General features: G+C 72.4%; 24 protein-coding genes. 13 read left to right on the top strand and 11 right to left on the bottom strand.

The features are described from left to right. Window positions 1-133 precede the first annotated feature (133 nt). The 5 genes from ACZ45Q_RS01640 to ACZ45Q_RS01620 are packed head-to-tail and all read left to right on the top strand — an operon-like array spanning window position 134 to window position 2713. Window positions 134-310, top strand: coding sequence for a Flp family type IVb pilin (locus ACZ45Q_RS01640; RefSeq protein ID WP_468253775.1), 177 nt, complete (start codon window positions 134-136; stop codon window positions 308-310). Continuing rightward, window positions 307-906 (top strand): pilus assembly protein TadG-related protein, encoded by a 600-nt coding sequence (locus ACZ45Q_RS01635; RefSeq protein WP_468254294.1) that lies wholly within the window; start codon window positions 307-309, stop codon window positions 904-906. Before ACZ45Q_RS01640 ends, ACZ45Q_RS01635 begins: the two co-directional genes overlap by 4 nt. Before the next feature lie 34 nt (window positions 907-940). Then, the gene (locus ACZ45Q_RS01630) at window positions 941-1522 is read left to right on the top strand and encodes a hypothetical protein (protein WP_468253774.1); all 582 of its coding nucleotides are present in this window, start codon (window positions 941-943) and stop codon (window positions 1520-1522) included. A gap of 7 nt (window positions 1523-1529) precedes the next feature. Beyond that, window positions 1530-2159, top strand: coding sequence for an OmpA family protein (locus ACZ45Q_RS01625; protein ID WP_468253773.1), 630 nt, complete (start codon window positions 1530-1532; stop codon window positions 2157-2159). 2 nt (window positions 2160-2161) lie between these two features. Then, window positions 2162-2713 carry a hypothetical protein gene (locus ACZ45Q_RS01620; protein WP_468253772.1) on the top strand — a complete coding sequence of 184 codons (552 nt, stop codon included), beginning with the start codon at window positions 2162-2164 and terminating at the stop codon, window positions 2711-2713. A 3-nt stretch (window positions 2714-2716) separates the two neighbouring features. Here ACZ45Q_RS01620 and ACZ45Q_RS01615 read toward each other — a convergent pair whose 3' ends face one another. Next, window positions 2717-3130 (bottom strand): DUF192 domain-containing protein, encoded by a 414-nt coding sequence (locus ACZ45Q_RS01615; protein WP_468253771.1) that lies wholly within the window; start codon window positions 3128-3130, stop codon window positions 2717-2719. Between the two features lie 182 nt (window positions 3131-3312). On the opposite strand from ACZ45Q_RS01615, the gene ACZ45Q_RS01610 reads away from it, so the two are divergent. Further along, window positions 3313-4185 carry an LLM class flavin-dependent oxidoreductase gene (locus ACZ45Q_RS01610; RefSeq protein ID WP_468253770.1) on the top strand — a complete coding sequence of 291 codons (873 nt, stop codon included), beginning with the start codon at window positions 3313-3315 and terminating at the stop codon, window positions 4183-4185. 145 nt (window positions 4186-4330) lie between these two features. Beyond that, on the top strand, window positions 4331-5143 hold the full coding sequence (locus tag ACZ45Q_RS01605; protein WP_468253769.1) for a methyltransferase domain-containing protein: 813 nt from the start codon (window positions 4331-4333) through the stop codon (window positions 5141-5143). A 402-nt stretch (window positions 5144-5545) separates the two neighbouring features. Here ACZ45Q_RS01605 and ACZ45Q_RS01600 read toward each other — a convergent pair whose 3' ends face one another. Continuing rightward, entirely contained in the window at window positions 5546-7561 is a 2016-nt protein-coding gene (locus ACZ45Q_RS01600) for an ABC transporter ATP-binding protein (RefSeq protein WP_468253768.1), read from the bottom strand. 75 nt (window positions 7562-7636) lie between these two features. Between ACZ45Q_RS01600 and ACZ45Q_RS01595 the strand changes: the two genes are divergently transcribed. From ACZ45Q_RS01595 to ACZ45Q_RS01580, 4 genes are all read left to right on the top strand, one after another. Continuing rightward, window positions 7637-8212, top strand: a complete 576-nt coding sequence (locus ACZ45Q_RS01595) for a TetR/AcrR family transcriptional regulator (protein WP_468253767.1) — start codon at window positions 7637-7639, stop codon at window positions 8210-8212. A 306-nt stretch (window positions 8213-8518) separates the two neighbouring features. Continuing rightward, the gene (locus ACZ45Q_RS01590) at window positions 8519-9844 is read left to right on the top strand and encodes a PhoH family protein (protein WP_468253766.1); all 1326 of its coding nucleotides are present in this window, start codon (window positions 8519-8521) and stop codon (window positions 9842-9844) included. Window positions 9845-10264: 420 nt separating this feature from the next. Beyond that, window positions 10265-10972 carry an aggregation-promoting factor C-terminal-like domain-containing protein gene (locus ACZ45Q_RS01585; RefSeq protein WP_468253765.1) on the top strand — a complete coding sequence of 236 codons (708 nt, stop codon included), beginning with the start codon at window positions 10265-10267 and terminating at the stop codon, window positions 10970-10972. Window positions 10973-11131: 159 nt separating this feature from the next. Beyond that, window positions 11132-12490, top strand: coding sequence for an AI-2E family transporter (locus tag ACZ45Q_RS01580; protein WP_468253764.1), 1359 nt, complete (start codon window positions 11132-11134; stop codon window positions 12488-12490). Between the two features lie 82 nt (window positions 12491-12572). Here ACZ45Q_RS01580 and ACZ45Q_RS01575 read toward each other — a convergent pair whose 3' ends face one another. Further along, complete coding sequence (locus tag ACZ45Q_RS01575; RefSeq protein ID WP_468253763.1) at window positions 12573-13106, bottom strand: alkyl hydroperoxide reductase; 534 nt, start codon at window positions 13104-13106, stop codon at window positions 12573-12575. A 6-nt stretch (window positions 13107-13112) separates the two neighbouring features. Continuing rightward, window positions 13113-13667: a peroxiredoxin gene (locus ACZ45Q_RS01570; RefSeq protein WP_468253762.1), complete on the bottom strand. Its 555-nt coding sequence runs from the start codon at window positions 13665-13667 to the stop codon at window positions 13113-13115. 129 nt (window positions 13668-13796) lie between these two features. Here ACZ45Q_RS01570 and ACZ45Q_RS01565 point away from each other — a divergent pair, with 129 nt between their 5' ends. Further along, the gene (locus tag ACZ45Q_RS01565; RefSeq protein ID WP_468254291.1) at window positions 13797-14738 is read left to right on the top strand and encodes a hydrogen peroxide-inducible genes activator; all 942 of its coding nucleotides are present in this window, start codon (window positions 13797-13799) and stop codon (window positions 14736-14738) included. A 201-nt stretch (window positions 14739-14939) separates the two neighbouring features. Here the strand turns inward: ACZ45Q_RS01565 and ACZ45Q_RS01560 are convergent, their stop codons facing one another. From ACZ45Q_RS01560 to ACZ45Q_RS01540, 5 genes are all read right to left on the bottom strand, one after another. Continuing rightward, the gene (locus ACZ45Q_RS01560) at window positions 14940-17270 is read right to left on the bottom strand and encodes an ABC transporter permease (protein ID WP_468253761.1); all 2331 of its coding nucleotides are present in this window, start codon (window positions 17268-17270) and stop codon (window positions 14940-14942) included. Continuing rightward, entirely contained in the window at window positions 17267-17956 is a 690-nt protein-coding gene (locus tag ACZ45Q_RS01555) for an ABC transporter ATP-binding protein (protein WP_468253760.1), read from the bottom strand. The genes ACZ45Q_RS01560 and ACZ45Q_RS01555 overlap by 4 nt, the downstream gene beginning before the upstream one ends. Then, window positions 17953-18477, bottom strand: a complete 525-nt coding sequence (locus ACZ45Q_RS01550; RefSeq protein ID WP_468253759.1) for a PadR family transcriptional regulator — start codon at window positions 18475-18477, stop codon at window positions 17953-17955. Before ACZ45Q_RS01550 ends, ACZ45Q_RS01555 begins: the two co-directional genes overlap by 4 nt. A gap of 151 nt (window positions 18478-18628) precedes the next feature. Further along, entirely contained in the window at window positions 18629-18886 is a 258-nt protein-coding gene (locus tag ACZ45Q_RS01545) for a type II toxin-antitoxin system antitoxin (RefSeq protein WP_468253758.1), read from the bottom strand. Then, window positions 18883-19812, bottom strand: coding sequence for an SPFH domain-containing protein (locus tag ACZ45Q_RS01540; RefSeq protein ID WP_468254290.1), 930 nt, complete (start codon window positions 19810-19812; stop codon window positions 18883-18885). Before ACZ45Q_RS01540 ends, ACZ45Q_RS01545 begins: the two co-directional genes overlap by 4 nt. Window positions 19813-20105: 293 nt before the next feature. On the opposite strand from ACZ45Q_RS01540, the gene ACZ45Q_RS01535 reads away from it, so the two are divergent. After that, window positions 20106-22433, top strand: coding sequence for a transglycosylase domain-containing protein (locus tag ACZ45Q_RS01535; protein ID WP_468253757.1), 2328 nt, complete (start codon window positions 20106-20108; stop codon window positions 22431-22433). A gap of 57 nt (window positions 22434-22490) precedes the next feature. Here ACZ45Q_RS01535 and ACZ45Q_RS01530 read toward each other — a convergent pair whose 3' ends face one another. Together ACZ45Q_RS01530 and fomD are read right to left on the bottom strand one after the other, a co-directional pair. Then, the gene (locus tag ACZ45Q_RS01530) at window positions 22491-24605 is read right to left on the bottom strand and encodes a SpoIIE family protein phosphatase (protein WP_468253756.1); all 2115 of its coding nucleotides are present in this window, start codon (window positions 24603-24605) and stop codon (window positions 22491-22493) included. 216 nt (window positions 24606-24821) lie between these two features. Then, window positions 24822-25535 carry a cytidylyl-2-hydroxypropylphosphonate hydrolase gene (gene fomD, locus ACZ45Q_RS01525; protein ID WP_468253755.1) on the bottom strand — a complete coding sequence of 238 codons (714 nt, stop codon included), beginning with the start codon at window positions 25533-25535 and terminating at the stop codon, window positions 24822-24824. Window positions 25536-25571 lie beyond the last annotated feature (36 nt).

Raw genomic sequence — 25571 nt, 5'->3', positions numbered from 1 at the left:
GGGGGGACGAACAAGCGACGCGGGCCTGCCGATTGGGCCCGTGATTGGGCCCTGGGGCCCTCCACACGGCGCCGGGGCGCGCCGTACGGTCCTGCCGACGCACCCGCCACCGCCCACCCGGAAGGAACCCCCCATGACCAACTGGCTCAAGCCCCACACCCCCCGCGACGACCGGGGCCAGACGGCGGTGGAGTACCTGGGCATCATCGCGGTGGTGGTGGCGATCGTCCTGGCCATCACGGGGACGGACATCGGCCAGTCGATCTACAACGCCATCACCGACAAGATCACCGAAGTCACCGGCGGCTGAGCAGCCTTCGTCGGTCCGGTGACGCTGGGCAGGCCTTTCCCCTTTACATCGCGGCGGTGGGAGGCCTGCTCTTCCTTGCGTTCGCCTACCTCGCGGTCGGCCAGGCGGCGGCGAACCGCAACGGCGCCCAGACGGCCGCCGACGCGGCGGCGCTGGCTGTGGCCCAGGAAGCGAGGGACGCGCTCGCTCAGGAGTGGATGGACAACGTGAGCGATCCGTCGCGGTGGCAAGCCATCTTCGACGGTGATGTGACAGCCCTGGAGCCCGCCTGCTGGCGCGCTGATCAGCTTGCGGCACAGAACGACGCGCATGTGCTGACCTGCGGCCCGGAAGGCCTGCTGGGTTTCAGCGTTGAGGTGGAGACCGACAAGTCCGTGGGCGAGTCGATCGTCCCCGGCACCGAGAACCAGAAATCACGGGCGTCCGCCACTGCCGTGATCGAAGCCCGATGTACGTTCGAACTCCCTGCCGACGGCAGCGGAGAGGACGAGCTTCCCACGCTCTCCTGCGAGGACGAGGAGTGGGAGTTGGACCTGGACGATCTCGACGGCCTCCCCGACCCTGCGGATCTTTTCGACGTCCACCTGGCTGACTGACAAGCGAGCGACAAGCGATGAAGGAAGCGGATTCATGAGCAGTCGATTCACCCCGAGGCTTCGTAGAGGGTTGGTCGCCTTGATCGTCGTGGGAGGCCTGTCCCTTGGCGCGGTCGGCTGCGGGGGCGGAGACGGCGACGGAGACAAGCCAGAGGCTTCCCGCTCCGCGTCCACGGACGGGGGCTCGAAGCCGAGTGCTCAGGACGAGCGGCCCGGTGAAGCTCTCGCCGAGGTGAAGGGGCCGGACAGTCTGCTGCTGACGATCACAGCCGCACAGCGGGATACAGGAGGTTTCGTCACCGTCAGCGGTGAGCTGAAGAACGACGGCGGCGAGACGGTCAATGTCCCCGCCCAGTTGAGTGGCAATGAGACGGAGATCATTCGTAACGGCCGGTCGTTGGGCGGGGCCACCTTGGTGGACCCCAAGGGCAAGAAGCGGTACTACGTGCTGCGGGACACGGACGGCCGTCCGCTGACGACCACGAACTTTCCGGCCATGAAAGCCGGTGAGTCGCTGCCTGTCTTCATGCAGTTTCCGGCACCGCCCAGCGATACCACCGAGCTGACGTTTCAACTGCCCATGTTCGCGACCGCCACCATCACGATCTCCGGGTGAGCCCACCATGACCGCGACCCAACGCCTCACCCTGGTCCTCGCCACCGCCACCGTCATGGTCGCCACCCAGGTCCTCGGCGCAGCGGGCGCATCCGCCGACGACAACCCCAACGTCCCCCCCGGCACCGAAGCCACCCCCTCCGCCCCCGTGGACGTGGACCCCAACGACCCGGATCTGAAGCTTCCCGACGGGGCCACGCTCGCTCAGGCCAAGGTGCTCGACATCAAGTCGGTCGTGGAGGACCAGAGCGGTGACGAGCGGCGTGAGGACAGCAACACCAAGGTGAAGTTCGCCCTCCAGGCCGAGGTGCTGTTCGGCAAGGACAGCGCGAAACTCAGCGGCGAGTCCAAGTCCCGTATCGCCGGCATCGCCGAGGAGATCCGGAACCAGGGCGCCACCCGCATCCGCGTCTTCGGCTTCACGGACGACCTCGGCTCCTCCGCCCACGGCGACGTCCTGTCCAAGAAGCGCGCCAACGCCGTGCAGCAGGTGCTGTCCCAGGAGCTGAGCGACGCCGGTATCACCTACGAGGTGCGCGGATACGGCGAGCAGTACCCGATCGCCGACAACTCCACCGAAGCCGGCCGCAAGAAGAACCGGCGGGTCGAGGTGTCGTTCCCGCGTACGGAGGACTGACCATGGGCGCGACACGCCGGCGGCGGACGGCGGGACTGCTCCTCACCGCCCTGCTGACCGCTCTCGCGGCGACCGGCTGCGGCGGCTCCGAGGACTCCGCGGGCCCCGCCGACGACCCCGCCGGCAGCGGAACCCGTACGACGGCGTCCACTCCGGCGCGTTCCCCCTCCGCCCCGGCCACCACCACCCCCGAACCGCCGCCCTCGGCCGCCGACGGGCGTGACGTCGGTGCCTGCGCGGACGGCGACTGCGAAGTGGCGGTCTCGGAACCCGTGACCGTCCGGTTCAAAGGTCCCGGGGGCCCGGCGACCCTGGACGTCACCGAGGTCGGCCCGAACAAGGTCGCGTACACGGTGAGGTCCGGCAACGGCGAGGCCAGGGGCGGCGCGAGCGGGCCGGGCAACGGCTGCCTCACCACCCTGCGCGCCAACGGCAGCGGCACCTCGTGCGGCGGCGTCGGCGGCGGCGCGCCGAGCCCGCGGCCCGACGCCGTGGTGATCCGGCTGGCCGCCACCCCGGACGGCACGGCGATCCTCCACATCGTGTCGTCCTGAGAGTCACGACGCGGGCGTCACGACCTCCACCCGGGCCCCGGCCCGCAGCCCCCACCGCCGCATCGCCCCGGCCTCCGCCTCCAGCACGTGCCGGGAGCGCGGACGCGGCAGCCCCAGCCGCCCCGGCCGCATCGTGCGCACGGCGATCACGGTGAACCGCCGGTCGAGGTACGCCACGTCGATGGGCATCCGCATCCGGAAGGTGTGCACGCTCGCGGCGGGCGTCAGCAGCAGCGCCCCGTCGAGCCGGTCCCGTCCCAACAGGCCCTTGGTACGGGCACGGTAGGACGCGGCGATCTCCAACGGCACCCTCGTCCCCCCGGTCCCGCTGCCGCTCCCTGCCCCGGTCCCGCTCCCGGTCCCGGCACCTGCGTACACGACCAACGTCCCCCGCCCGTCCCGCCAGCGCCGCCCCATCCCCGTCCACCCCGTCTCGGTACCGCCACCCGACGTCCGGCCCCACTGCCGACGGTACCGGGCCCCTCCGGTGACGTGACGTCACGTGGCATGGCATGGCATGGGCCGGCGCGGCCACTGCTCCGGGCCCTGCGCCCGTAAAGGTGTTGTCCGGCGCCCGCCCGGATGGGTAGGAAGGGCGCATGACCGTACTCGGCGCCGTCTTCCGTCCCCAGTTGGCCCCCGAGCGACTGCGCACCGTGTGCCGGGTCGCCGACGACGCGGGCCTCGAGGAGTTGTGGCTGTGGGAGGACTGCTTCCGGGAGGGCGGCATCTCCTCCGCGTCCGCCGCGCTCGCCTGGACCGAGCGGGTCCGGGTCGGGGTCGGGCTGCTGCCCGTGCCGCTGCGGAACGTCGCCGTCACGGCGATGGAGGCGGCCACGCTCCACCGGATGTTCCCCGGCCGTGCCGTCCTCGGCGTCGGGCACGGCGTGCAGGACTGGATGGGGCAGGTCGGGGCGCGGGCCGAGTCCCCCGTGACGCTGCTGCGCGAGCATCTCCTCGCCCTGCGCGCCCTGCTGCGCGGGGAGCGGCTGACCACGCGGGGACGCTACGTCCGTCTCGACGACGTGGCGCTCGACTGGCCGCCGGACGCCGCCGCCGAGGTGCTCGCCGGGGCCACCGGGCCGCGGTCGCTGCGGCTCTCCGGGGAGGCGGCCGACGGGACCGTCCTGACCGCGTCCACCCCGCCGGACGGCGTGCGCCGGGCCCGTCGGCTCATCGAGGACGGGCGGGCCGCCGCCGGACGGACCGACCCGCACCGGGTCGTCGTCTATCTCCTCACCGCCACCGGACCCGGCGCCGACGAGCGGCTGCGCGCCGAGCTGATCGCCGAGGGCGCCGACGACGTCCCCGGCCTCGGCGTCGCCGGGGACGCGGACGCCGTCGCGGAGGCCGTACGGGCGCTGGCCGAGGCCGGGGCCGACACGGTCGTGCTCCAGCCGACGGCGGACGAGCCGGACCCCGAGGGGTTCGTGCGCTTCACGGCGGAGCAGGTCCGCCCCCTGGTGGACTGACCCCCGGCGGCCCGCCCGACGCCCGCACTCACTGCTCACTCACCTCCACCTCCACCTCTACGACCCGCCCCCACCCGCGCGACTCGCCCCACCTCTACGACCCGGCGGGCCGCCACCCCCGCCCACCCCCTGAGACGATCACGCCATGACCCGGCAACCGCGCCCCGCGCCGCACCCGCCTTCCCGTTCGTTCGACGCCCTCGTCGCCGAGGGTGTCTCGGCCCCCACCGAGGGCTGGGACTTCTCCTGGTTCGAGGGCCGCGCCACGGAGGAGCGGCCGTCCTGGGGATACGCCCGGTCCATGGCCGGGCGGCTGGGCCGTGCCGACGCCGTGCTGGACGTCCAGACCGGGGGCGGGGAGGTGCTGGACTTCGCCCTCGGCGTCGCCGGACGGGAGGCGCGCCGGCCCCGGCTCGTCGTCGCCACCGAGGGCTGGGCACCGAACGTCGCCCGGGCCACCGCCCTGCTCGGCCCGCACGGCGTCGCGGTCGTCGCCTCCCCGGAGGACGCCCCGCTGCCGTTCGCGGGCGGCGCCTTCGACCTCGTCGTCAGCCGGCACCCCGTCGAGCCCCGCTGGCACGAGATCGCGCGCGTGCTGGCGTCGGGCGGCACCTACTTCGCCCAGCACGTGGGGCCCGCCAGCGTCTTCGAACTCGTCGAGTACTTCCTCGGACCGCAGCCCGAGGAGCGGCGCGCCGCCCGCCACCCCGACCGCGAGCGGGCCGCCGCCGAGGCCGCCGGTCTGGAGATCGTGGACCTGCGCGCGGAACGGCTGCGCATGGAGTTCCACGACATCGGCGCCGTCGTCCACTTCCTGCGCAAGGTGGTCTGGATGGTGCCCGGCTTCACCGTCGAGGCCCACGAGCCCCGGCTGCGCGCCCTGCACGAGCGGATCGAGTCCGAGGGGCCCTTCGTGGCGCACAGCACCCGCCACCTCTTCGATGCTCGCAAGCAGTAACACGGGCATCACCGTGCACATGTTTTTCACATCGTTACCCCGTTCGGCTCGCATTCGCGCCCCGCGATCACGTAAGTTCGGACCAAGGTAATTCGCGCCAGCAAAGCTGCGCGGGCGGCACCGCGCAGTGGAGGGGGCTGCGCGGTGCCGGGTCAAGTGGGCGTTCATCGCCGGGGTCACCCGGTGGAGGGATGCGAGGGTGCCACGCCGGACCAGGGCGCGAGTCGTCGGATTTCCCGGTTCGCGCGGCCGTGGCACGGACCCGGCCCCCGATCCACCCGTTTCGCCCGGAATTCCGGGGTTTTCCGGCCCTGCCGCCCCGTTGAACGGGAGATTCCGTGACCAGCGGGGCGTCGCCGGACGGATTCGGAGAGTAGTTGTGGCCCGCCGATGCGCGCGGCATCACTCACGAAGGGTTATGGTGGAAGCCCCCCCTCGGGCCGGTCCGTCTCCCCCCCACGGACCGGCCCGTTTTTCTGTCTCGGCGCGCCCCCCTTCCGTCCCGTCGTGACCCCCTTCCGTCCCGGCGGTTCCGCCTGATGCGCCGGTCTCCGACGCGGGGCCCGCGGCGATGCGCAGGGCCTCCACCAGCTCCCGGTAGAGCGGATCCCGCGCCAGCAGCTCGGCATGACCGCCCCGGTCGCGGACGCGGCCCCGCTCCATCACCACGATCGTGTCCGCGTCGATCACCGTCGACAGCCGGTGGGCGATCGTGACCACGGCGCCGTGCTCGGCACGCTCGCGCACACACGCGTGGACGGCGGCCTCGGTCAGACCGTCGAGCTGGGCCGTCGCCTCGTCGAGCAGCAGCACGTCGGGGGTGCGCAGCAGGGCGCGGGCCAGGGCGATGCGCTGACGCTCCCCGCCCGAGACAACGGTGGCGGACAGCGGGGTGTCCAGACCGTCCTCGAGGGCGTCGACCTTCTCGGTCAGCCGCACGTCGCGCAGCACCCGGCGCAGTTCCTCCTCGGTCGCGTCGGGCCGGGAGAGCAGCAGGTTGTCGCGGATCGTGCCGGGCACGACCGGGGTGTCCTGCTCGACGTACGCCAGGCGCGCCCGGATCTCGTCGTGGGTGTGCTCCCGGTACGGGCGGCCGTCCAGCAGGACTTCGCCGTGCGTCGGTTCCAGGAAGCGCAGGACGAGAGAGAACAGGGTGGTCTTGCCGGCTCCGGAGGGGCCGACGACCGCGGTGTGCCCGCGGCGCGGGACGGCCAGGTCGACACCCCGCACCGCCGGCTCCGCGCCGGGGCCGTAGGCGGCGGTGACGTTCCTCAGCTCCAGCACGGGCACGGCCTCGCACCGCTCCCCGGACGGGCCCGGCCCGGGCTCCCCGCACGCGGCGGGCTCCCCGACGGCCCCACCCTCCGGCCGTACCCCCTCCGCTCGTACACCCTCTCCCCGCGCACCCCGCGCACCGCCTGCATCCCGCGCCGGTGCGTCCTCCATGTGCATGTCCTCCGTCTCGCGGATGCGCTCGGCGGCGGCGAGACCCGACTGGAGGGCGGTGGCGTTCTGGCTCAGCTCGCTGATCGGTTCCATCAGGCCGAACGCGTACAGCAGGAACGCGATCAGGCCGGACACCGCCAGCTCCCCCTCGGCGACGCGCCAGGCGCCGATCGCCAGGACGGCGATGATCGCCAGCTGGATGCCGGACCCCGCGATCGTCCAGGCCAGCGCCTCGTGGCGGACGGCGCTCACCCCGTGCTCCGCCGACGCGCGCGCCTGCGCCGTGATCCGCTCGGCCGTGCGCTCCTCGGCCCGGCTCACCTTCACCGTCCGGATGGCGCGCAGCGTGCCCTCCAGCACGCCGCCGAGCTGCCCGATGTGCTCCTGCGCCCGTTTCTGGGCGGTGGCTATCCGGGGCATCAGCACCGCGAACAGCGCGCCGACCACCACCACCGCCACCAGCGTGGCGCCCAGCAGTACCAGGTCCAGGACGGCCATCAGGGCCAGGGACCCCACCAGCATGACGGAGCCGTTGATCAGGCCGACGAGCGCGCCGGTCGCGGCCTCGCGCAGCAGCACCGTGTCGGAGGTGACGCGGGTGACGAGTTCGCCGGGCGGGCGCCGGGAGACGGCCGGCACGGTGGACCGCAGGAACCGCCGCACCATCGCGGCGCGGGCCTCCAGCACCACGCGCTCGCCGAGCGTGCCGAGCAGTACCCACTGCCAGTACCAGACGACCGTGCCGACCACGAGCAGGACGAGCAGCCCCGCCACCGGCCGGCTCGGCGACGCCGACCCGCCCAGCGCGTCGAGCACCCACTTGGTCACCATCGGCGTGGCCAGCCCCATCGCCGATCCGGCCAGGGCCAGCACCAGTCCGAGGGCCAGCGCCGCCTTGTGGGGGCGCGCGAACGACCAGAGGATCCGCAGGCGCGGTGCGGTCACCGCGTCCGAACTCTGAGGAGCATCCATGTTCCCGAGTGGAACATGACTGTTCCATCCGGGGCAATCGAGTTTCCTTCCTGAAGGACGCGATACCGTGGGCCCATGGTTGAGGACGGCGTGGCGACGGCCGCCGGCGGGACGCGCATGCGCACCCGGCGGGCCATCCTCGACGCGGCCGTCACCCTGCTGGCCGCGGACTCCGGCGCCTCCCTCGCCGACGTGGCGGCGGCGGCCGGGGTGGGACGCACCACCGTCCACCGCTATTTCCCCGAGCGCTCCGACCTGCTGGCCGCCATCGGCCGGGAGGTCCTTCAAAACGTCGCGCTGGCCACCGAGCGCGCCCGGCCCGACGACGGTCCGGTGCCCAAGGCGCTGGAGCGGCTGTGCCAGGAGTACTTCGAACTCGGCGCCGGTCTCACCCTGATGTTCGACTCGCCGCAGCTGATGACCTGGTCCGGCTGGGACGAGGAGACCCCCGCCGACCGCGCGCTGCTCCGGCTCGTCGAGCGCGGCCACGCCGAGGGCACCGTCGATGCCGAGCTGACCCCCGAGTGGGTGCAGAGCCTGCTGTGGTCCCTGCTCTACTCGGCCTGGGAGCACGTCCGCAGCCAGGGTGCGACCCGGCACGCCGCCCTCTCCCTGTGCCTGTACACGCTGAAGAAGTCCATCGCCCCCTGACCGCGCGTCAGGCTCCCCGTCACGAGGAGTTCACCGGCGTGCCGTCATATGCCGTGGCATGGCGGCGCTCGTTCGAGGGCATAACCCCACCAGGTCGATGCCCGAACCACGGGCGTCGGATCTCAGCGGGCGGCACGGGGCCGTCCGCCCGGGAGGCCCTTTGCACCAGCCCGACCGTGCGGTCACGGCACGGAAGCAGCGGCCAAGGGCCGGTCACCGGCCCGTGCCGGGCGTGCATCGGGGCCGTCGACCGGTCCAGCTCCGCCTCGTCGCTCCCCGACCTCTAACGAGGGGGTACGTCCTTCCGTGGTGACCAGCGCACAGCGCCACAAGCCAGACCGGCGCACCTACGTTCTCGACACCAGCGTCCTGCTGGCCGACCCAGGCGCCCTGAACCGCTTCGACGAGCACGAGGTCGTGCTCCCCGTCGTCGTGGTGACGGAACTGGAGGCCAAGCGGCACCATCCCGAACTCGGCTACTTCGCCCGGCAGGCCCTGCGCCTGCTCGACGACTACCGGGTCCGGCACGGCCGCCTCGACGCCCCCATCCCGATCGGGGACCTCGGCGGGACCGTGCGGGTCGAGCTCAACCACTCGGACCCCAGCGTGCTGCCCAGCGGCTACCGGCTGGGGGACAACGACTCCCGCATCCTCGCGGTCGCCCGCAATCTCCAGGCCGAGGGGTTCGACGTCACCGTCGTGTCGAAGGACCTCCCGCTGCGGATCAAGGCCTCCTCCGTCGGGCTCCTCGCCGAGGAGTACCGCGCCGAGCTCGCCATCACGGACGCCTCCGGCTGGACCGGGATGGCGGAACTGACCCTGCCCGGCGAGCAGGTGGACATCCTCTTCGAGGAGGGGCGGGTCCACGTCCCCGAGGCGGCGGACCTGCCCGTGCACACCGGCCTGACCATCCACTCCGAGCGCGGCAACGCCCTCGGCCGCATCACGCCCGACGGCAGCGTCCGCCTGGTGCGCGGCGACCGGGAGGCGTTCGGCGTCAAGGGCCGCAGCGCCGAACAGCGGATCGCGCTCGACCTGCTCCTGGACCCGGAGGTCGGGATCGTCTCGATGGGCGGCCGGGCCGGCACCGGCAAGTCGGCGCTCGCGCTGTGCGCGGGCCTGGAGGCGGTGCTGGAGCGGCGCCAGCACGAGAAGATCATGGTCTTCCGTCCGCTGTACGCGGTGGGCGGGCAGGAGCTCGGCTATCTGCCCGGCACCGAGGCGGAGAAGATGGGCCCCTGGGCGCAGGCGGTCTTCGACACGCTGTCGGCGGTGACCAGCCGTGAGGTCATCGAGGAGGTCACCGCCCGCGGCATGCTGGAGGTCCTGCCGCTCACCCACATCCGCGGCCGGTCGCTGCACGACGCGTTCGTCATCGTGGACGAGGCCCAGTCCCTGGAGCGCAACGTCCTGCTGACGGTGCTGTCCCGGATCGGGGCCGACTCACGGGTCGTCCTCACCCATGACGTGGCACAGCGGGACAATCTCCGCGTCGGCCGCTACGACGGGGTCGTCGCCGTCGTGGAGAAGCTGAAGGGCCATCCGCTCTTCGCGCACGTCACGCTCACCAGGTCCGAGAGGTCCCAGATCGCTGCGCTTGTGACCGAAATGCTCGAAGACGGGCACCTCTGAGAGGAGAGCCCCAAGAGGGGCCGGTTACGCGGCAGTTGGCGCCGTCCGGGAAAGGCAGAGAGCCTAGCCGGGCGGCGCCGTCGCGTGTGCGGCTTTCCGTGAATCCCCTGGGGCAAACGGGATGTGAGCTTTCACACGCGGCACAGAATTGCCTCGCGGCGTCGTGTTACGGCAGAGTCTCGTTCCTGTCAGGCCCCGCATACGACACAGCCGTACCCCCAGCGGTAGGGCACCACAAAGACACCACTGTCAACTCCATAGCAGCGTCGTATGCCGCCCGAGCACCACGCGGCGCTCCCCGAGGGGGAGTTGCCCACCGGGCCCGCGCCTCCCGTGACCCCGCAGTTGGGGAGGCCAGCGCCAGGGGCACGATTGCGTCCGCGAGGGTCACCGAAGCGGGCGATGCTGGAAGGAAACCGTGTGAGCCGGATTTCGGTCCGGGGATTCGCAGTGGCCTCGGCCACCGCGGTCACCGCTGTCGGAAGCGTCGTCGGTGTTGCCTCGGGCAGCACCGCGCAGAACAACGACGCCGAAGCGACGGCCAGTGGCACGACGCTGCTCGCGGACATCCCCGTGGGGCAGCAGGCCCAGGTGCAGACCGCGTCGCTGACGCAGCAGGCCGACGCACAGGCCATCGCCGCCGACGCGGGCGCCAAGAAGGAGGCCGAGGAGGCGGCACGCAAGGCCGCCGCCGAGACCGCCATCGCGAAGAAGAAGGAAGCCGACGAGGCCGCCAAGAAGGCAGCCCAGGAGGCCAAGGAGCGCGAGGAGGCCAAGAAGGCCGCCAGCCGCAGCGCCGCCCGCGACTCCTCCGGCTTCGCCGTCCAGAGCTCGTACTCCATCTCCGAGATCCAGTCGATGGCGCGCCAGATGGTCCCCAGCGGCCAGTGGCAGTGCTTCAGCAACATCGTGGACCACGAGTCGAGCTGGAACTACAAGGCGGTCAACCCTTCCTCCGGCGCCTACGGCCTCTTCCAGGCGCTGCCCGCGGGCAAGTACGCCTCCGCCGGTGCCGACTGGCGCACCAACCCCGCCACGCAGATCAAGTGGGGCCTGAACTACATGAACGAGCGCTACGGCAGCCCGTGCGAGGCCTGGTCGTTCTGGCAGGCCAACCGCTGGTACTGAGCCCGCGGGCCCGCGCCGGGCCGGCCCGCGGCCCCCGAAGCGCCGCTCAACCTCCCGCAGCCCCTCGCCGTCCTACGGTGGGGGGCTGTTCCCCTGTACGGTTCTCAGCGACGACTCCAGGGGGGAGTGGTGGGGAAAGACGGGGGAAGAGGACGGATCATGTCGCGAGTGCCAGGGTGGCTCGGTCGGCTCGGTGACGGGCTGACCCAGATGAGCCGGAGGCTGGACCAGCGCCGGGCCGAAGTGGAGCGGGAACACGCTCAGGCCGACGCCGAGCAGGGGACGCACCCCGACCACGTGCCCCCGCCTCCCGACCACCCGCCCGCGGTCCAGGCCCGCCCCGACCCGGCCCAGGCCGTGCCGTGGGGGATGCGGGTCGCCGCCGAGGCCGGCTGGCGGCTGCTGGTCCTCGCGGGGGCGCTGTGGGTGCTCACCCGGATCATCAGCGCCGTCCAGCTCGTCGTCCTGGCCTTCGTGGCGGCACTGCTGATGACGGCCGTGCTCCAGCCGACGGTGGCGCGGCTGCGCCGGCTCGGGGTGCCGCGCGGACTGGCCACCGCCATGACCGCGATCCTCGGCTTCGTCGTGATGGGCCTGATCGGATGGTTCGTCACCTGGCAGGTCATGGAGAACATCGACACCCTCTCCGACCAGGTCCAGGACGGCATCGACGAGCTGCGCCGCTGGCTGCTGGACAGCCCCTTCCACGTCACCGACAAGCAGATCAACGAGATCGCGGGGAACCTGCGCGAGGCCGTCGGCGCCAACACCGAGCAGATCACCTCGGCCGGCCTGGAGGGCGTCACGGTCGTCGTCGAGACGCTGACCGGCATCCTGCTGGCGGTCTTCTCGACGCTGTTCCTGCTCTACGACGGCCGGCGCATCTGGCAGTGGACGCTCAAGCTCGTCCCGGCGGCGGCCCGGCCGGGCGTGGCCGGCGCCGGTCCGCGCGCCTGGCGGACGCTGACGGCGTATGTGCGCGGCACGGTGATAGTGGCCCTGATCGACGCCATCTTCATCGGCCTCGGCATCTACTTCCTGGACGTGCCGATGGCCGTGCCGCTGGCCGTCTTCATCTTCCTGTTCGCCTTCATCCCGCTGGTCGGCGCGGTGGTGTCGGGGGCGCTCGCGGTCGTCGTCGCGCTGGTCACACAGGGCGTGTTCACCGCCGTGATGACCCTCGTCGTCGTGCTGGCGGTGCAGCAGATCGAGGGGCACATCCTCCAGCCGTTCATCCTCGGCCGGGCGGTGCGCGTCCACCCGCTGGCCGTGGTGCTGGCGGTCTCCTGCGGCGGTCTGGTGGCCGGCATCGGCGGCGCGGTGGTCGCCGTGCCGCTGGTCGCGGTGACCAACACGGTCGTGGGCTATCTGCGGGCGCACGCCCGGGAGGCCGCGCTGCGCCAGGCGCCGAAGCCGCACGGCGCCACCTCGACCGACGCCGCCCCGGCGGCGGAGCCGGGGCCGCCGTCCGACCCGCCGCCCTCGCCCCCGGCCCCGCCCGGCCCGGCGTCGGCCTGACCCACGGCACGCCGACGGGCCCCGCCCACCACCCGGTGGACGGGGCCCGTTTCACGTGTCCCGGTGCGGGACGCGCGGACGACTACTCGGCGAGGACCGCCTCGGCGTCCAGCGTGGCGCCCACGGCCTGGACCACGGACGCGATCTTGAAGGCCTCCTGGATCGTCTCGCGGTCCAGGCCCGCCTTGCGCAGCACCTGCTCGTGCGAGTCCAGGCACATGCCGCAGCCGTTGATCGCGGAGACCGCGAAGGACCACAGCTCGAAGTCGACCTTGTCGACGCCGGGGTTGCCGATGACGTTCATCCGCAGACCGGCCCGCAGGGAGCCGTACTCGTGGTCCGACAGCAGGTGCCGGGTGCGGTAGAACACGTTGTTCATCGCCATGACGGCGGCGGCGGCCTTGGCGGCCGTGTACGCCTCCGGCGTCAGGTTGGCCTTCGCCTCCGGCTCCAGCTCGCGCAGCACGATGGGGGAGCGCGAGGCGATGGCGGTCGCCAGCACGGTGCCCCACAGCTGCTGGGCGGGCAGCTCGGAGTTGCCGATGACCGAGCCCAGGTTGAGCTTCAGGTCCTTGGCGTAGTCCGGTATGGCGGACTTCAGGGTGTCGAGAGACATGTCAGATCACTCTCCGGCGAGCAGCTTGACCGGGTCGAGGGTCTCCTCGCCCTTGGTCCAGTTGCAGGGGCACAGCTCGTCGGTCTGCAGGGCGTCCAGGACCCGCAGGACCTCCTTGGGGTTACGGCCGACGGAGCCGGCGGTCACCATGGAGAACTGGATCTCGTTGTTCTGGTCGACGATGAAGACGGCGCGCTTGGCGAAGCCGTCCTCGCCCTCGATGCCGAGGTCGCGCATCAGCTCGTGCTTGGAGTCGGCCATCATCGGGAAGGGCAGGTCACGCAGGTCGTCGTGGTCCTTGCGCCAGGCGTGGTGGACGAACTCGGAGTCGCCGGAGAAGCCGAGGACCTGGGCGTCGCGGTCGGCGAACTCGTCGTTCAGCTTGCCGAAGGCGGCGATCTCGGTCGGGCACACGAAGGTGAAGTCCTTGGGCCAGGCGAAGATCACCTTCCACTTGCCCTCGTAGGTCTTGTGGGTGATCTCCTCGAACTCCTTGCCCTTCTCCAGCGAGACGCAGGCGGTCAGTTCGAACTCGGGGAACTTGTCACCGACAGTGAGCACAGACTCTCCTTGCAGCGAAGAAACACCGGGTTTGCTGGTGTTTCCCATGGGTTGGACGCTGCTGATGTTGGCACACGGTGCATTGATTACGGAAATAGCTACACTCGGTCGGGTTGATCGGAGGTAGTTATCAGTACTGTCGGTAAGCCGAGGCAGCCCAGCCTCGCCCAGCTCAGGGCCTTCGCCGCCGTCGCCGAGCATCTCCACTTCCGGGACGCCGCCGCCGCGATCGGCACCAGCCAGCCCGCGCTCTCGGGCGCCGTCTCCGCCCTCGAGGAGACACTCGGTGTCACCCTCGTCGAGCGTACGACGCGCAAGGTGCTGCTCTCGCCCGCGGGCGAGCGGCTCGCCGTCCGCGCCAAGGCGGTGCTGGCGGAGGTCGGGGCGCTGATGGAGGAGGCGGAGGCGGTCCGGGCACCGTTCACCGGCGCGCTGCGGCTCGGCGTCATCCCGACCGTGGCGCCCTACGTGCTGCCGACCGTGCTGCGCCTGGTGCACGAGCGGTACCCGGACCTCGACCTCCAGGTGCACGAGGAGCAGACCGCCAGCCTGCTGGACGGGCTGGCCGCCGGCCGCCTGGACCTGCTGCTGCTCGCGGTGCCGCTCGGCGTGCCGGGCGTCACCGAACTGCCCCTCTTCGACGAGGACTTCGTGCTCGTCACCCCGCTGGACCACTGGCTCGGCGGCCGGGAGGGCGTGCCGCGCGAGGCGCTGCGCTCGCTGAACCTGCTGCTGCTCGACGAAGGGCACTGTCTGCGCGACCAGGCGCTGGACATCTGCCGCGAGGCCGGGCGCGCCGACGTCCCGGCGACGACGACGGCGGCGGGGCTGTCCACGCTGGTGCAGCTGGTGGCGGGGGGACTCGGGGTGACGCTGCTGCCGCGGACGGCGGTGCGCGTGGAGACCTCGCGGTCCTCCCAGCTCCTCACCGCGTCCTTCGCCGACCCGGCGCCCGTGCGGCGTGTCGCGCTGGCGATGCGGGCGGGGGCGGCGCGGGCGGAGGAGTACGAGGAGCTGGCGGGGGCGCTACGGGGGGCGGTGGGGGAGCTGCCGGTCCGCGTCGTGACCTGACCCCGCCCCCGCCGCCCCTACCCGTCCCACCCCGGGGGCTCCGCCCCCGGACCCCCGCTCCTCAAACGCCGGAGGGGCTGGATCTCCAGCCCGTCCGGCGTTTGAGGACGAGGCCGTTCAGGCCGAAGCGGGGGTCTGGGGGCGGCAGCCCCCAGAAGGATGGGACGGGTAGGGGCGGCGGGGGCGAGAACCGGCCGGTACCTACTCCGTGCGCAACCCCTCCGGCCGCATCAGCCGCACCAGCGGCGGCAGACTGAGCAGCGTCACCACCAGCACGACCGCCGCCCCGATACCGGTCATCGTCCACACGCCGACCCAGTCGACCCGCACCGGCGTCGCCGTCATCCTCAACAGCACCGCCCCCAGCGTCAGCCCGACCGCCGACGCCAGCAGCAGCCCCAGCCCGACCGGCACCGCGGTCTGCCACAGCACCGACAACCCCAGCGTCCGCCGCCGCGTACCGAAGGCGACCAGCGCCGACAGCAGCTTCCTGCGCTCCCGCAACTGCTCCAGCTGCGACACCAGCAGACTCGCGCCGATCAGCGCCAGCACACACGCCGCCCCGACGAACAGCCCGGTGCGGATGGCGGTGAACCTGTCGGCCCGCTCCCGCTCCGTCCACACGATCGGATGGGCCAGCTGGTCGACGGCCGCCGCGGCGTTGCGGACGTGCTCCTCGGCGTCCCGCACCGCGCCGTCGAGCCGCAGGTAGACCTCGCCGGACAGGGCGGGCTCGGCCGCGGACGCCAGCGCCTTCGGCGTGAGGAGGAAGCCGCCCTGCTCCTGGCCGGTCATGCCCGGGCGCGGCCGGGCGTGCTTCAGGCCCTCGGGCACCGTCCAGGGGATCTCCCTGCTTCGCGGCGCCCCCTCGTCGCTCGGATCGAGGTACAGGGTCCGCCCGGGCGTCGCCAGCTGCTCGGTGTCGTCGTACTCCGCGCCGAGCACGGCGAACGTGTCACCGTCCCGGCACGACGGCAGCCGGGCGATCTCGCGCAGCGCCGCGCAGTCGCCGACGGTCAGCTGCGCGAAGTGCTCCGGGCCACGGCGCCGGTCGCCGAGGTAGCCCTCGGAGTACGCGTAGACCGCGCTCACCCCCTCGGTCCGGCGCAGCTTGTCGGCGGCCGGCCCGACCGGCACCTGCTCCGGCAGCCGCACCTGCATCTGGGCGCGCATGACGTCGTAGCCGGTCTCCTTGGTGTACTGGTCGTCGACGCCCGCGAACAGCATCTGCAACGCGATCGCGCCGGCCACCGCCACCGCGATGCCGTTGACCATGCGGGCCGCCGTGCCGCTGCTCAGCTGGAGGCGGCGGACCGCCAGCTGCCAGGACACCCCGCCGGCCCCGAGCCGGGCGACGACCGTCTCCACCACCCAGGGCAGCAGCGCGGTCACCCCGATCAGCAGCAGGACGACACCGCCGGTCACCAGGTACTGGTTGAAGTCGCCGTTCTCCCGTCCCTGGCCGACCATCGGGTACAGCATCGCCAGCCCGGCCAGCGGCAGCAGCAGCCGCCACCACAGCCGGCGCCGCGCGGGCCTGGCCGTGCGCACCACGCCGAGCGGCTCGATGACCACACCGCGCAGCGCGAACAGCGTCACCAGGACGGCCGCCGCCGGGACGGTCACCGCGACCAGCAGCGCGAGCAGCGGCGAGGGGTCGAGGTAGCTCGGGAAGACGCTGACGTGGAAGACCTGGGCGTGCCCCGCCAGTTGCCGGCCGATGAGGAAGAACACGGTGCCGAAGCCGAGCCCGAGCAGGGCGCCCGCCATGGCCTCGCCGGCCGCGATGCGCCGCGTCATCCGGCTGTCGGAGCCGACCAGCCGCAGCGCCGCCAGCCGCCGGTCGCGCCGCTCGCCGCCGAAGCGGACGGCCGCGGCGATGAAGACGGCGACCGGCACCAGCAGCACCACGAAGACGACCAGCACCAGCAGGAGCAGTACCGGGTCCAGTGGCTCCGAGGTGGCGTCCGGGTCGCCGAACCGGTCGATACGGGCCACCTGGCTGTCGTCGAGGTGCGCGGCGAGCCCCTCGGCCCCGCGGTAGAAGGCGAGCTCGGCCGAGCCGACCAGCCCGCTCTCGCCGATCGTGCCGACGATCCGCTCCGGCAGCCGCTGGCGCAGCAGCTTCGCGTCGTCCGACTCCAGCAGCTCCTTCAGCGCGGGGGAGACCACCATCTCGCCCACGCCCGGGAACTCCTCGACGCCGGGCGGGAGCGGCGCCCGGGCGCCCTCGGGCTCCAGGGCGCGGCCCCGGACGCTGTCGTCGCGGAAGTCGGTGTCGACCCGCGCGACCAGCAGGGTGTCGTCGGCCTGGGTCACCGTGTCCTGCGAGAAGGTGACGTCGGTGCGTGCGTCCTCCCGGTCGTGCCGGGCGGCCAGCGCGTTGGGGATCGCGGTCGTCAGCAGCAGCAGCGCCACGCCGAGTCCGACGCCGACGGCCGTCAGCAGCGCCCGGGTCCAGCCCTCCCGCCCGCCGGTGAAGGCGAACCGGACGCCCATGCCGAGATCGGCGGCCCACTGCCGGGCGTTCATACGGCGCGCTCCATGTCCCGGGACTTCCCGTCCCGTACGACGATCTCGCGGTCGGAGTAGGCGGCCACCCGCGCCTCGTGGGTGACGAGGACGACGGCGGCGTTGGTGGACCGGGCGGCGTCCGTGAGCAGCTCCATCACGCGTTCGCCGTTGAGGGAGTCCAGCGCGCCGGTCGGCTCGTCGGCGAACAGCACCCGCGGGTCGGTGACCAGCGCACGGGCGACGGCCACCCGCTGCCCCTGGCCGCCGGAGACCTCGCCCGGCCGCTTCCGGCGCAGGTCGTCGACCTCCAGCCGCTCCATCCAGGTCAGCGCCGCGCGCTCGGCCTCCTTGCGCGGCGTGCCGTTCAGCCGCAGCGGCAGGGCGACGTTCTCCACGCAGGTCAGCTCCGGCACGAGCTGGCCGAACTGGAAGACGAACCCGAACTCCGAGCGCCTGAGCGCGCTGCGCTGGGAGTCGGTCATCGCGGACAGTTCCCGTCCGGCGTAGGTGATCGTCCCGGAGTCCGGGGTGACGATCCCCGCGAGGCAGTGCAGCAGCGTCGACTTGCCGGACCCGGACGGGCCCATGACGGCGACGACCTCGCCGGGGTGGATGGAGAACCCGGCGCCGTCGAGGGCGAGGGTGGGGCCGTAGGCCTTGCGCAGCTGCTCGGCGGCGAGCAGCGAACCGGCGGGCGGCGTCATCGGGTCACCGCCTCCCGGAGCTTGTCCAGGCGTGCCGCGGTCAGCTCCAGCCAGCGCAGGTCGGCCTCCAGGTGGAACAGGGCGTGGTCGCAGACGAGCTGGTCGGCCAGGTCGCCCTTGCGCTTGCGGTCGGTGAGGATGCGCATGCTGCGCAGGTGCTCCGAACGCTGGGTGTCGAGGATGTCGGCGGCGTCGCGCCGGGTGAGCAGCGCGAGGACGACCTTGGTGTACAGCGTCGACTGGAGGTACGGCTCGGGCTTCTCGGGCGTGGCGAGCCAGCGCTCGACGTCGGTGATGCCGGCGTCGGTGATCGCGTACCGCTTGCGCTCGGGGCCGCCGCCGGCCTCGATGCCGTCGACCTCGACCAGGCCGTTCTTCAGCAGCCGGGACATCGTCGAGTAGACCTGGCCGTAGTGCAGCGGCCGGTCGTGACCGAACTTCTCGTCGAAGGCCCGCTTGAGGTCGTAACCGTGGCGGGGGCCGGACTCCAGGAGTCCGAGGAGGGTGTGACCGATGGACATGCCGAGCACTCTACACACGGTGTATACGCGGGATGTATACGCAGAGTGTGTAGATCATGCCGAGGGGTACGGCGATGCAGGTCGGGGCCGATTGTCACGGTTCCGAAACGGCCCCGGGCCGATGGGGGCGGGGCCGTCCCGGCGGTCGGTCCTAGGCTTCCTCGCCGGTGTCCCGGTCCGCGGCCGGCGGGCGGCCCCGGCGGGGGATCGGGCCCGCCCCGCCGGGCAGCCGGCCGGACTCCGCCAGGGCCCGGCGGAGCAGGAACTCGATCTGGGCGTTGGCCGAGCGCAGCTCGTCGCCCGCCCACCGGGCCAGTGCCTCGTACACCAACGGGTCCAGCCGCAGCAGCACCTGCTTGCGCCGCTGCGGCCGGCGCTTCGGCGAGGGGTCCTCGGCGGGGGCCGTCACTGGTAGAGCGTCCCGGTGTTGAGGACCGGCTGGGCGGCGCGGTCCCCGCACAGCACGACCATCAGGTTGGACACCATCGCGGCCTTGCGCTCCTCGTCCAGCTCCACGATGTCCTGCTGGGAGATGCGGGCGAGCGCCGCCTCGACCATCCCGACGGCGCCGTCCACGATCTGCCGCCGGGCCGCGACGACCGCCCCGGCCTGCTGGCGCTGGAGCATGGCCGAGGCGATCTCGGGGGCGTAGGCGAGGTGGGTGAAGCGGGACTCGATGATCTGCACGCCGGCCGCCTCCACGCGCGCGTGCAGCTCGACCGCGAGCTTCTCGGTGATCTCCTCGGCGTTGCCGCGCAGCGAGAGGCCGTCCTCCTCGTGGGCGTCGTAGGGGTACTCGATGGCGATGTGCCGCACGGCCGCCTCGGTCTGCGTGGAGACGAACTCGACGTAGTCGTCGACCTCGAACGTCGCCTGGGCGGTGTCCTCGACCCGCCAGACCACGACCGCCGCCAGTTCGATCGGGTTGCCGTAGGCGTCGTTGACCTTCAGGACCGCGGTCTCGTGGTTGCGCACGCGCGTGGAGATCTTCTGGCGGGAGGTCAGCGGGTTCACCCAGCGCAGGCCGTCCTGCCGGATCGTCCCCCGGTACCGGCCGAAGAGCTGGACCACCCGCGCCTCGCCCGGCGCCACCATGTTCAGCCCGCACATGGCGAGGATCGACGCGAGGGCGACCAGGATGCCGGTGATGATCAGCGCCGCCTTGCCGCCGGCGCCGGAGACGGCCGTCGCGCCGACGACCGTGCCGACGCCGGCCAGCAGCCCCACCAGTCCGAGCAGCAGGGCGAGCCCGCCGCCCACGCTGTGCGCGGCGAACTCCCGCACCCGCGGCTCCGGCATCTCCGGCACGTCGGCGGCGACCTGCGTGTCCTTCATGTCCCGGGTGTCTTGTGTGTCCTGTGCGGCCATGGGTGCTCCCCCGTCGGGTCGGACGTCATCGAGACGCTCACTTCATTCTAGCTAAATGATATCACTTTACCCCGTCATGGCAACCCTCACTCGCTCTCGCACGTCGGTTCCATGGGGACGGGTGCTGATTCTCACGTCCGTAAAAGACCGGATCGGCAGCCCTTTGTCTTATCTGACGGTGTTAGCTTTCTGAGCTGACCTGCCGACGAAACCTGTGTGACGTCTGAGCACACATGAACGAAGCGGAGCGCATCGGACCCATGGGACGAGCGGAAGAGAGAAGAGCGAGGCAGCGCGGCGGCCGCCGCGCGGCGCCGAAGCGCGGCCGCTCGTCGACCGCGGCCGGCAAGAGCGGCATACGCCGGCTGTTCACCTGGAAGAAGATCCTCGGCACGTTCTTCGGCCTCTGCCTGCTCGGCATGGGCGCCTTCATCGTGCTCTACCTGGTGATCGACATCCCGCCGGCCAAGTCCGACGCCAAGCTCCAGAGCAACGTCTACAAGTACAGCGACGGCACGGTCCTCACCCGGGACGGCGAACGCAACCGCGAGATCGTCGACCTGGCCAAGGTGCCCAAGGACGTCCAGCACGCCTTCGTCGCCGCCGAGAACAAGACCTTCTACAAGGACTCCGGCGTCGACCTGAAGGGCACCGCGCGTGGTGTCTTCAACACCCTGACCGGCAAGGGCGCCCAGGGCGGCTCGACCATCACCCAGCAGTACGTCAAGAACTACTACCTGACGCAGGAACAGACGGTCACCCGCAAGCTGAAGGAGCTGGTGATCTCCCTCAAGCTGGACCGGGAGAAGTCCAAGGACTACATCCTCGCCGGCTACATGAACACCAGCTACTACGGCCGCGGCGCCTACGGCATCCAGGCCGCCGCCCAGGCCTACTACCGCGTCGACGCCGAGGACCTCACCGTCGAGCAGGGCGCCTACCTCGCCGCGCTGCTCCAGGCACCGAACCAGTACGACTGGGCCATCGCCAGCGACACCGGCAAGAAGCTGGCCGAGCAGCGCTGGAACTACGTGCTGGACAACATGGTCGAGATGAAGTGGCTGGACGCCTCCGAGCGGCAGGCCATGAAGTTCCAGGTACCCGAGGAGCCCAAGCCCTCCGCCGGACTGAAGGGCCAGGCCGGGTATCTGGTGGAGGCGGCCAACGCGGCGCTGAAGCGGCAGCTGGTCGCCGACGGCGCGGCCGAGGACATGAAGCAGGCCGACGCCCTGGTCGAGGCCGGCGGCTGGAACATCACGCTCAACATCGACAAGAAGAAGCAGGACGCGCTGGAGAAGGCCGTCAAGACCCGGCTGACCAGCAAGCTCGACCCCGACGCGCGCCAGGTCGACGCCGACGTCCAGGCAGGCGCCGTCTCCGTGGACCCGAAGACGGGCGCGGTGGTGGCCCTCTACGGCGGCCAGGACTACCTCAAGCACTTCACGAACAACGCCACCCGCGAGGACTACCAGCCCGCCTCCACCTTCAAGCCGGTGGTCCTGGCCGCCGCCGTGGACGGCGACGCCGAGACCCAGGACGGCGTGCCGATCACCGCGAACACCGTCTACGACGGCGACAGCCGGCGCCCGGTCGTGGACAACGGCCGCAAGGTCGGCTTCGCGCCCCCCAACGAGGACGACGTCGACTACGGCGACATCACCGTCCAGGAGGCGATGAACAAGTCGGTCAACTCCGTCTTCGCCCAGATGGGCATCGACGTCGGGATGGACGAGGTGGTCGACGTCGCCGGCAAGCTCGGCATGGAGACCGAGGGCATGGAGGCGGTGCCCGCGCAGACCCTGGGCAGCATGGGCGCGAGCCCGCTGGAGATGGCCGGTGTCTACGCCACCCTCGCCAACCACGGCGAGAAGATCACCCCGAGCCTGGTCAAGTCCGCCGAGCACAGCTCCCGCACGGTGGAGTTCCCCGACCCGGTCGGCGAGCAGGTCATCAGCCGCCAGGCCGCGGACACGGTGACGTCCGTGCTGACCGGCGTGGTCAACGACGGCACGGCCCGGAAGTCCGTGCGGGACAACCCGCTGCGCGGCGGCCAGCAGGTCGCGGGCAAGACGGGTACGTCCGACAACAACAAGTCGGCCTGGTTCAGCGGCTTCACACCGGAGCTGGTCACCTCCGTCGGTCTGTTCGGCGAGGACAGCAAGACCCACGCGCAGGTCCCGATGTACAAGGCCGGCGGCGTCCCGTACCGCGTCAACGGCGGCGGCTTCCCGGCGGAGATCTGGGCGGCGTACACCTTCGGCGTGATGGACGGCGTCAGCGAGTTCGAGCTGGACACCAAGCAGGGCGCGGCCGTGCAGCCGAGCACCACGCCGTCGCAGTCCCAGTCGCCGTCGCAGTCCCCGTCCGAGGAGCCGTCCAGCGAGGAGCCCTCCTCCGAGCCGCCGACGTCCGAGGAGCCCAGCTCCGAGCCGCCGTCGCAGACGCCGTCCGGCACCCCGTCGTCGACCCCGCCGACGACCTCGCAGTCCCCGGAGCCGCCCACGGACGGAGAGTCGCCGGGCGACGGCTTCGACCCGCTGCTGCCCAACGGCGACCGGGGGCAGCGGGACCGGCAACAGGAGCAGTGACGGCCGAGGGGCGCCCGGTGACCACCGGGCGCCCCTCGTGTCCCCGCCGGGGCGCGCTCAGCCCCGGTTCAGCTCGAACCACACCACCTTGCCGGTGCTGAGCCGGGTCGCCCCCCAGCGCCGGGCCAGCCGGTTGACCAGGAACAGGCCCCGCCCGCCCTCGTCGGTGGCCCGCGCCTGCCGCAGCCGCGGCAGCTGCGGCACGTCGTCGCCGACCTCGCAGCGCAGCACGTCGGTGCGCAGCAGCCGCAGGGTGACCGGCCGGGTCGCGTACCGCACGGCGTTGGTCACGACCTCGCTGACCAGCAGCTCGACGGAGTCGCTCAGCTCGTCCAGACCCCAGCGGGCCAGCGCCCGCCGGGCCAGCCGCCGGGCCCGGCCGGGCGCGGCGTCCTCCGGCTCCAGGTACCAGTACGCCACGTCGCTCGGCGCGATCCCGTCGAAGCGGGCGGCGAGCAGCGCGATGTCGTCGTCCCGGTCGCCCGGCCCGAGCATGTCCAGCACCTCGTCGCACAGGGCCTCCAGCGGCGGCGGATGGTCCGGGCCGGTCAGCTGGGCCGTGGCGGCGAGTTTCTCCCTCAGCTGCTCGATGCCGGTCCACACGTCCCGCAGCCGGGACTCCACCAGCCCGTCGGTGTACAGCAGCAGGGTGCCGCCGGCCGGGGCGTCCAGCTCCACGGCCTCGAAGTCCACGCCGCCGACGCCGATCGGCGCGCCCGCCGGGACGCGCAGCACCTCGGCCCGGCCGCCCAGGTGCAGCAGGACGGGCGGCGGATGGCCGGCGTTGGCGATGGTGATGCGGTGCGACACCGGGTCGTACACGGCGTACAGGCAGGTGGCCATGCGGTCGGTGCCCAGCCGCTGGGCCTGTTCGTCGAGGTGGTGCAGGACCTCCTGGGGCGGCAGGTCGAGACCGGCCAGCGTCTGCGCGGTGGTGCGCAGCTGGCCCATGATCGCCGCCGAGGTCATGGAGTGGCCCATCACGTCGCCGACGACGAGGGCGACCCGGCTGCCCGGCAGCGGGATCGCGTCGTACCAGTCGCCGCCGACGCGGGCGGTCTCGGCGGCCGGGAGGTAGCGGGAGGCGAGCCGCACGCCGGTGCAGCGCGGCAGGTGCTCGGGGAGCATCGTGCGCTGAAGCTCGTCGGCGATGTAGGCCTCGCGGCCGTAGAGCACCGCCTTGTCGATGCCGAGCGCGCTGTGCGTGGCGAGCTGGGCGGCGACCAGCAGGTCGTCCGGTTCAAAGGCCATGCGCTCCGGCCGGCGCAGGAACAGCGCGGCGCCGATGACCCGGCGTCGGCCGCGCAGCGGCGCGAGGATGGTGCGCCGTCCGCCCGGAACGCAGAACTCACCGCCGTCGCCGAGCAGTTCCGGCAGTGCGGCGCGAGCGGCGGGCGTGTCCGTGAAGACCGGTCGCACCCCGCGCAGCACCTCGGCGAGGGCACTGCCCGGCCGCACCTCGCACAGCTCGGAGCCGACCGTGTCCAGCTCGGACGGCTCGGGCTGGGCCGGGGGCATGAAGCCGCCCTCGGTGTCCCGCTCGGCCGGTATCCGGTCGGTGCGGCGCAGCCGCAGCACCAGCGGGCCGGTGGGGCGCTCGTCACCGACGGGCAGCGGCTCGCGCAGATAGACCAGGATCGCGTCGGCGAAGGTCGGCACGGTGGCCCGGCACAGGCCCATCACGATCTCGTCGAGGTCCATGCCGCGGGCGATCCGCCGGGTCGCGGCGCCCACGAACCGCAGCCGGTCCCCGTCCCGCCGCATCGGCGTGGGCCGCCCCGGCGCCGGCTGCTGCCCCGTGCGCCGCTCCGCGCCCGTACGCCGCTCCGGGCCCGGCGGCTGGCCGTCGGGGCCCGCCGGTGCGCCGTCCGGCTGGGCCGGGATCGACTCGGGCGCGGGGCGCGGGCGGTGCGCATGGGGCTCGGCGTCGTGCTCGGCGCCGGGCTGGGAGTGCTCGGAGACACCGCCGGCCGGGGCTGTTTCCGGCGCGGACGCGGAGGCGGGCGCGGCCGAGGACGTCCCGCCGGTGCGGTCCTGGGCCGGCAGGGCGGCCTGCGGGGCCCGCGGCGGCACCGGGGCACGCAGCAGCGCCCCACGGGGGTCCGCGGGGGCGACGCCCGGCTGGGGGCGCTGGAAGGAGATCGGGTGCTCCGTCACGCGTGTCGAATCCATCCGTCTGCGACTGCGCGCCGCGCGTGCAGTTCGTCCCGCAGAAGTCCCGATACCCGGAACACGTGCCCCGGGAACGGATTGCCCTCGTACCTCTCGCTCACGTCCTGCCGCCCCTCGGTGACGATCGGTCAAGCCCGCCCCGCGCTCCGGAAGTTGCCGCGTGCGCACGTGCGGAGGACGATCCTACGTTTCTCGCCTGGGGGCGCATCAAGGGTCTCATGAGGACACATGCGCGGGCGTACGATCCCAGTCCTCCGGCAGCGACGGCACCCGCCAAGCCGGATCGGGCCGCCAGTTCTCCCACCCGTCCGAAAACGGCGACTCCCAGGCGCCGATGACCTCCAGCGCCGCCCGGCCGGCCCGCTCCACCCGCGCGGCCTGCGCGGAGTCCATCAGGCCGTCCCGCTGCGCCTGCGCGAACTCGTCCTCGTCGCGCCAGTGCCAGCTGCGGTCCGGGTGCACCGAGATGTCCAGAAAATGGTCCTCGGAGTCCACGCCGCCGGACCAACGGGCCAGCGGCTCCTCCAGATTGACGTACCAGTTCTTGAACCGCCAGCCGGGCTCCCAGAACAGCCACACCGACCACGGCTCGCCGGGCCGCGCCAGCTTCAGCACACCGGTCCCGAACCACCGGTCGCGCTGCACACCGCGCGGCTTGGTGTACCGGGACGCCAGCGGTTCCCGGTGCACGGGCGTGCCGTCGGCGAGCACCGGCTTCACGCACTCGGTGCCCGGCGCCAGCCACACGGCGAGCAGCTCCGGGTCGTCCCGGACGACGGTGACGGGGCGGGCGATGTGGAGGTGCGGGCCGCCGTTCTCCCGGTAGCGCCACAGGATGTGGCTCCCGGGCGCCCAGAAGTCCGTGGGCGTCGCCGGGGCCACCGCTCCGCCCGCTTCCGCCGCCGTGCTCACCGTCTCACCGTCTGCCATGGCCAGATATTAGGTGCCATGGCCATACGACCGCTG

The organism is Streptomyces sp. NPDC031049, from assembly GCF_055571015.1.
Note: the sequence above shows the minus strand (reverse complement) of the source record. Positions and strands in the feature narration are given on the sequence as shown.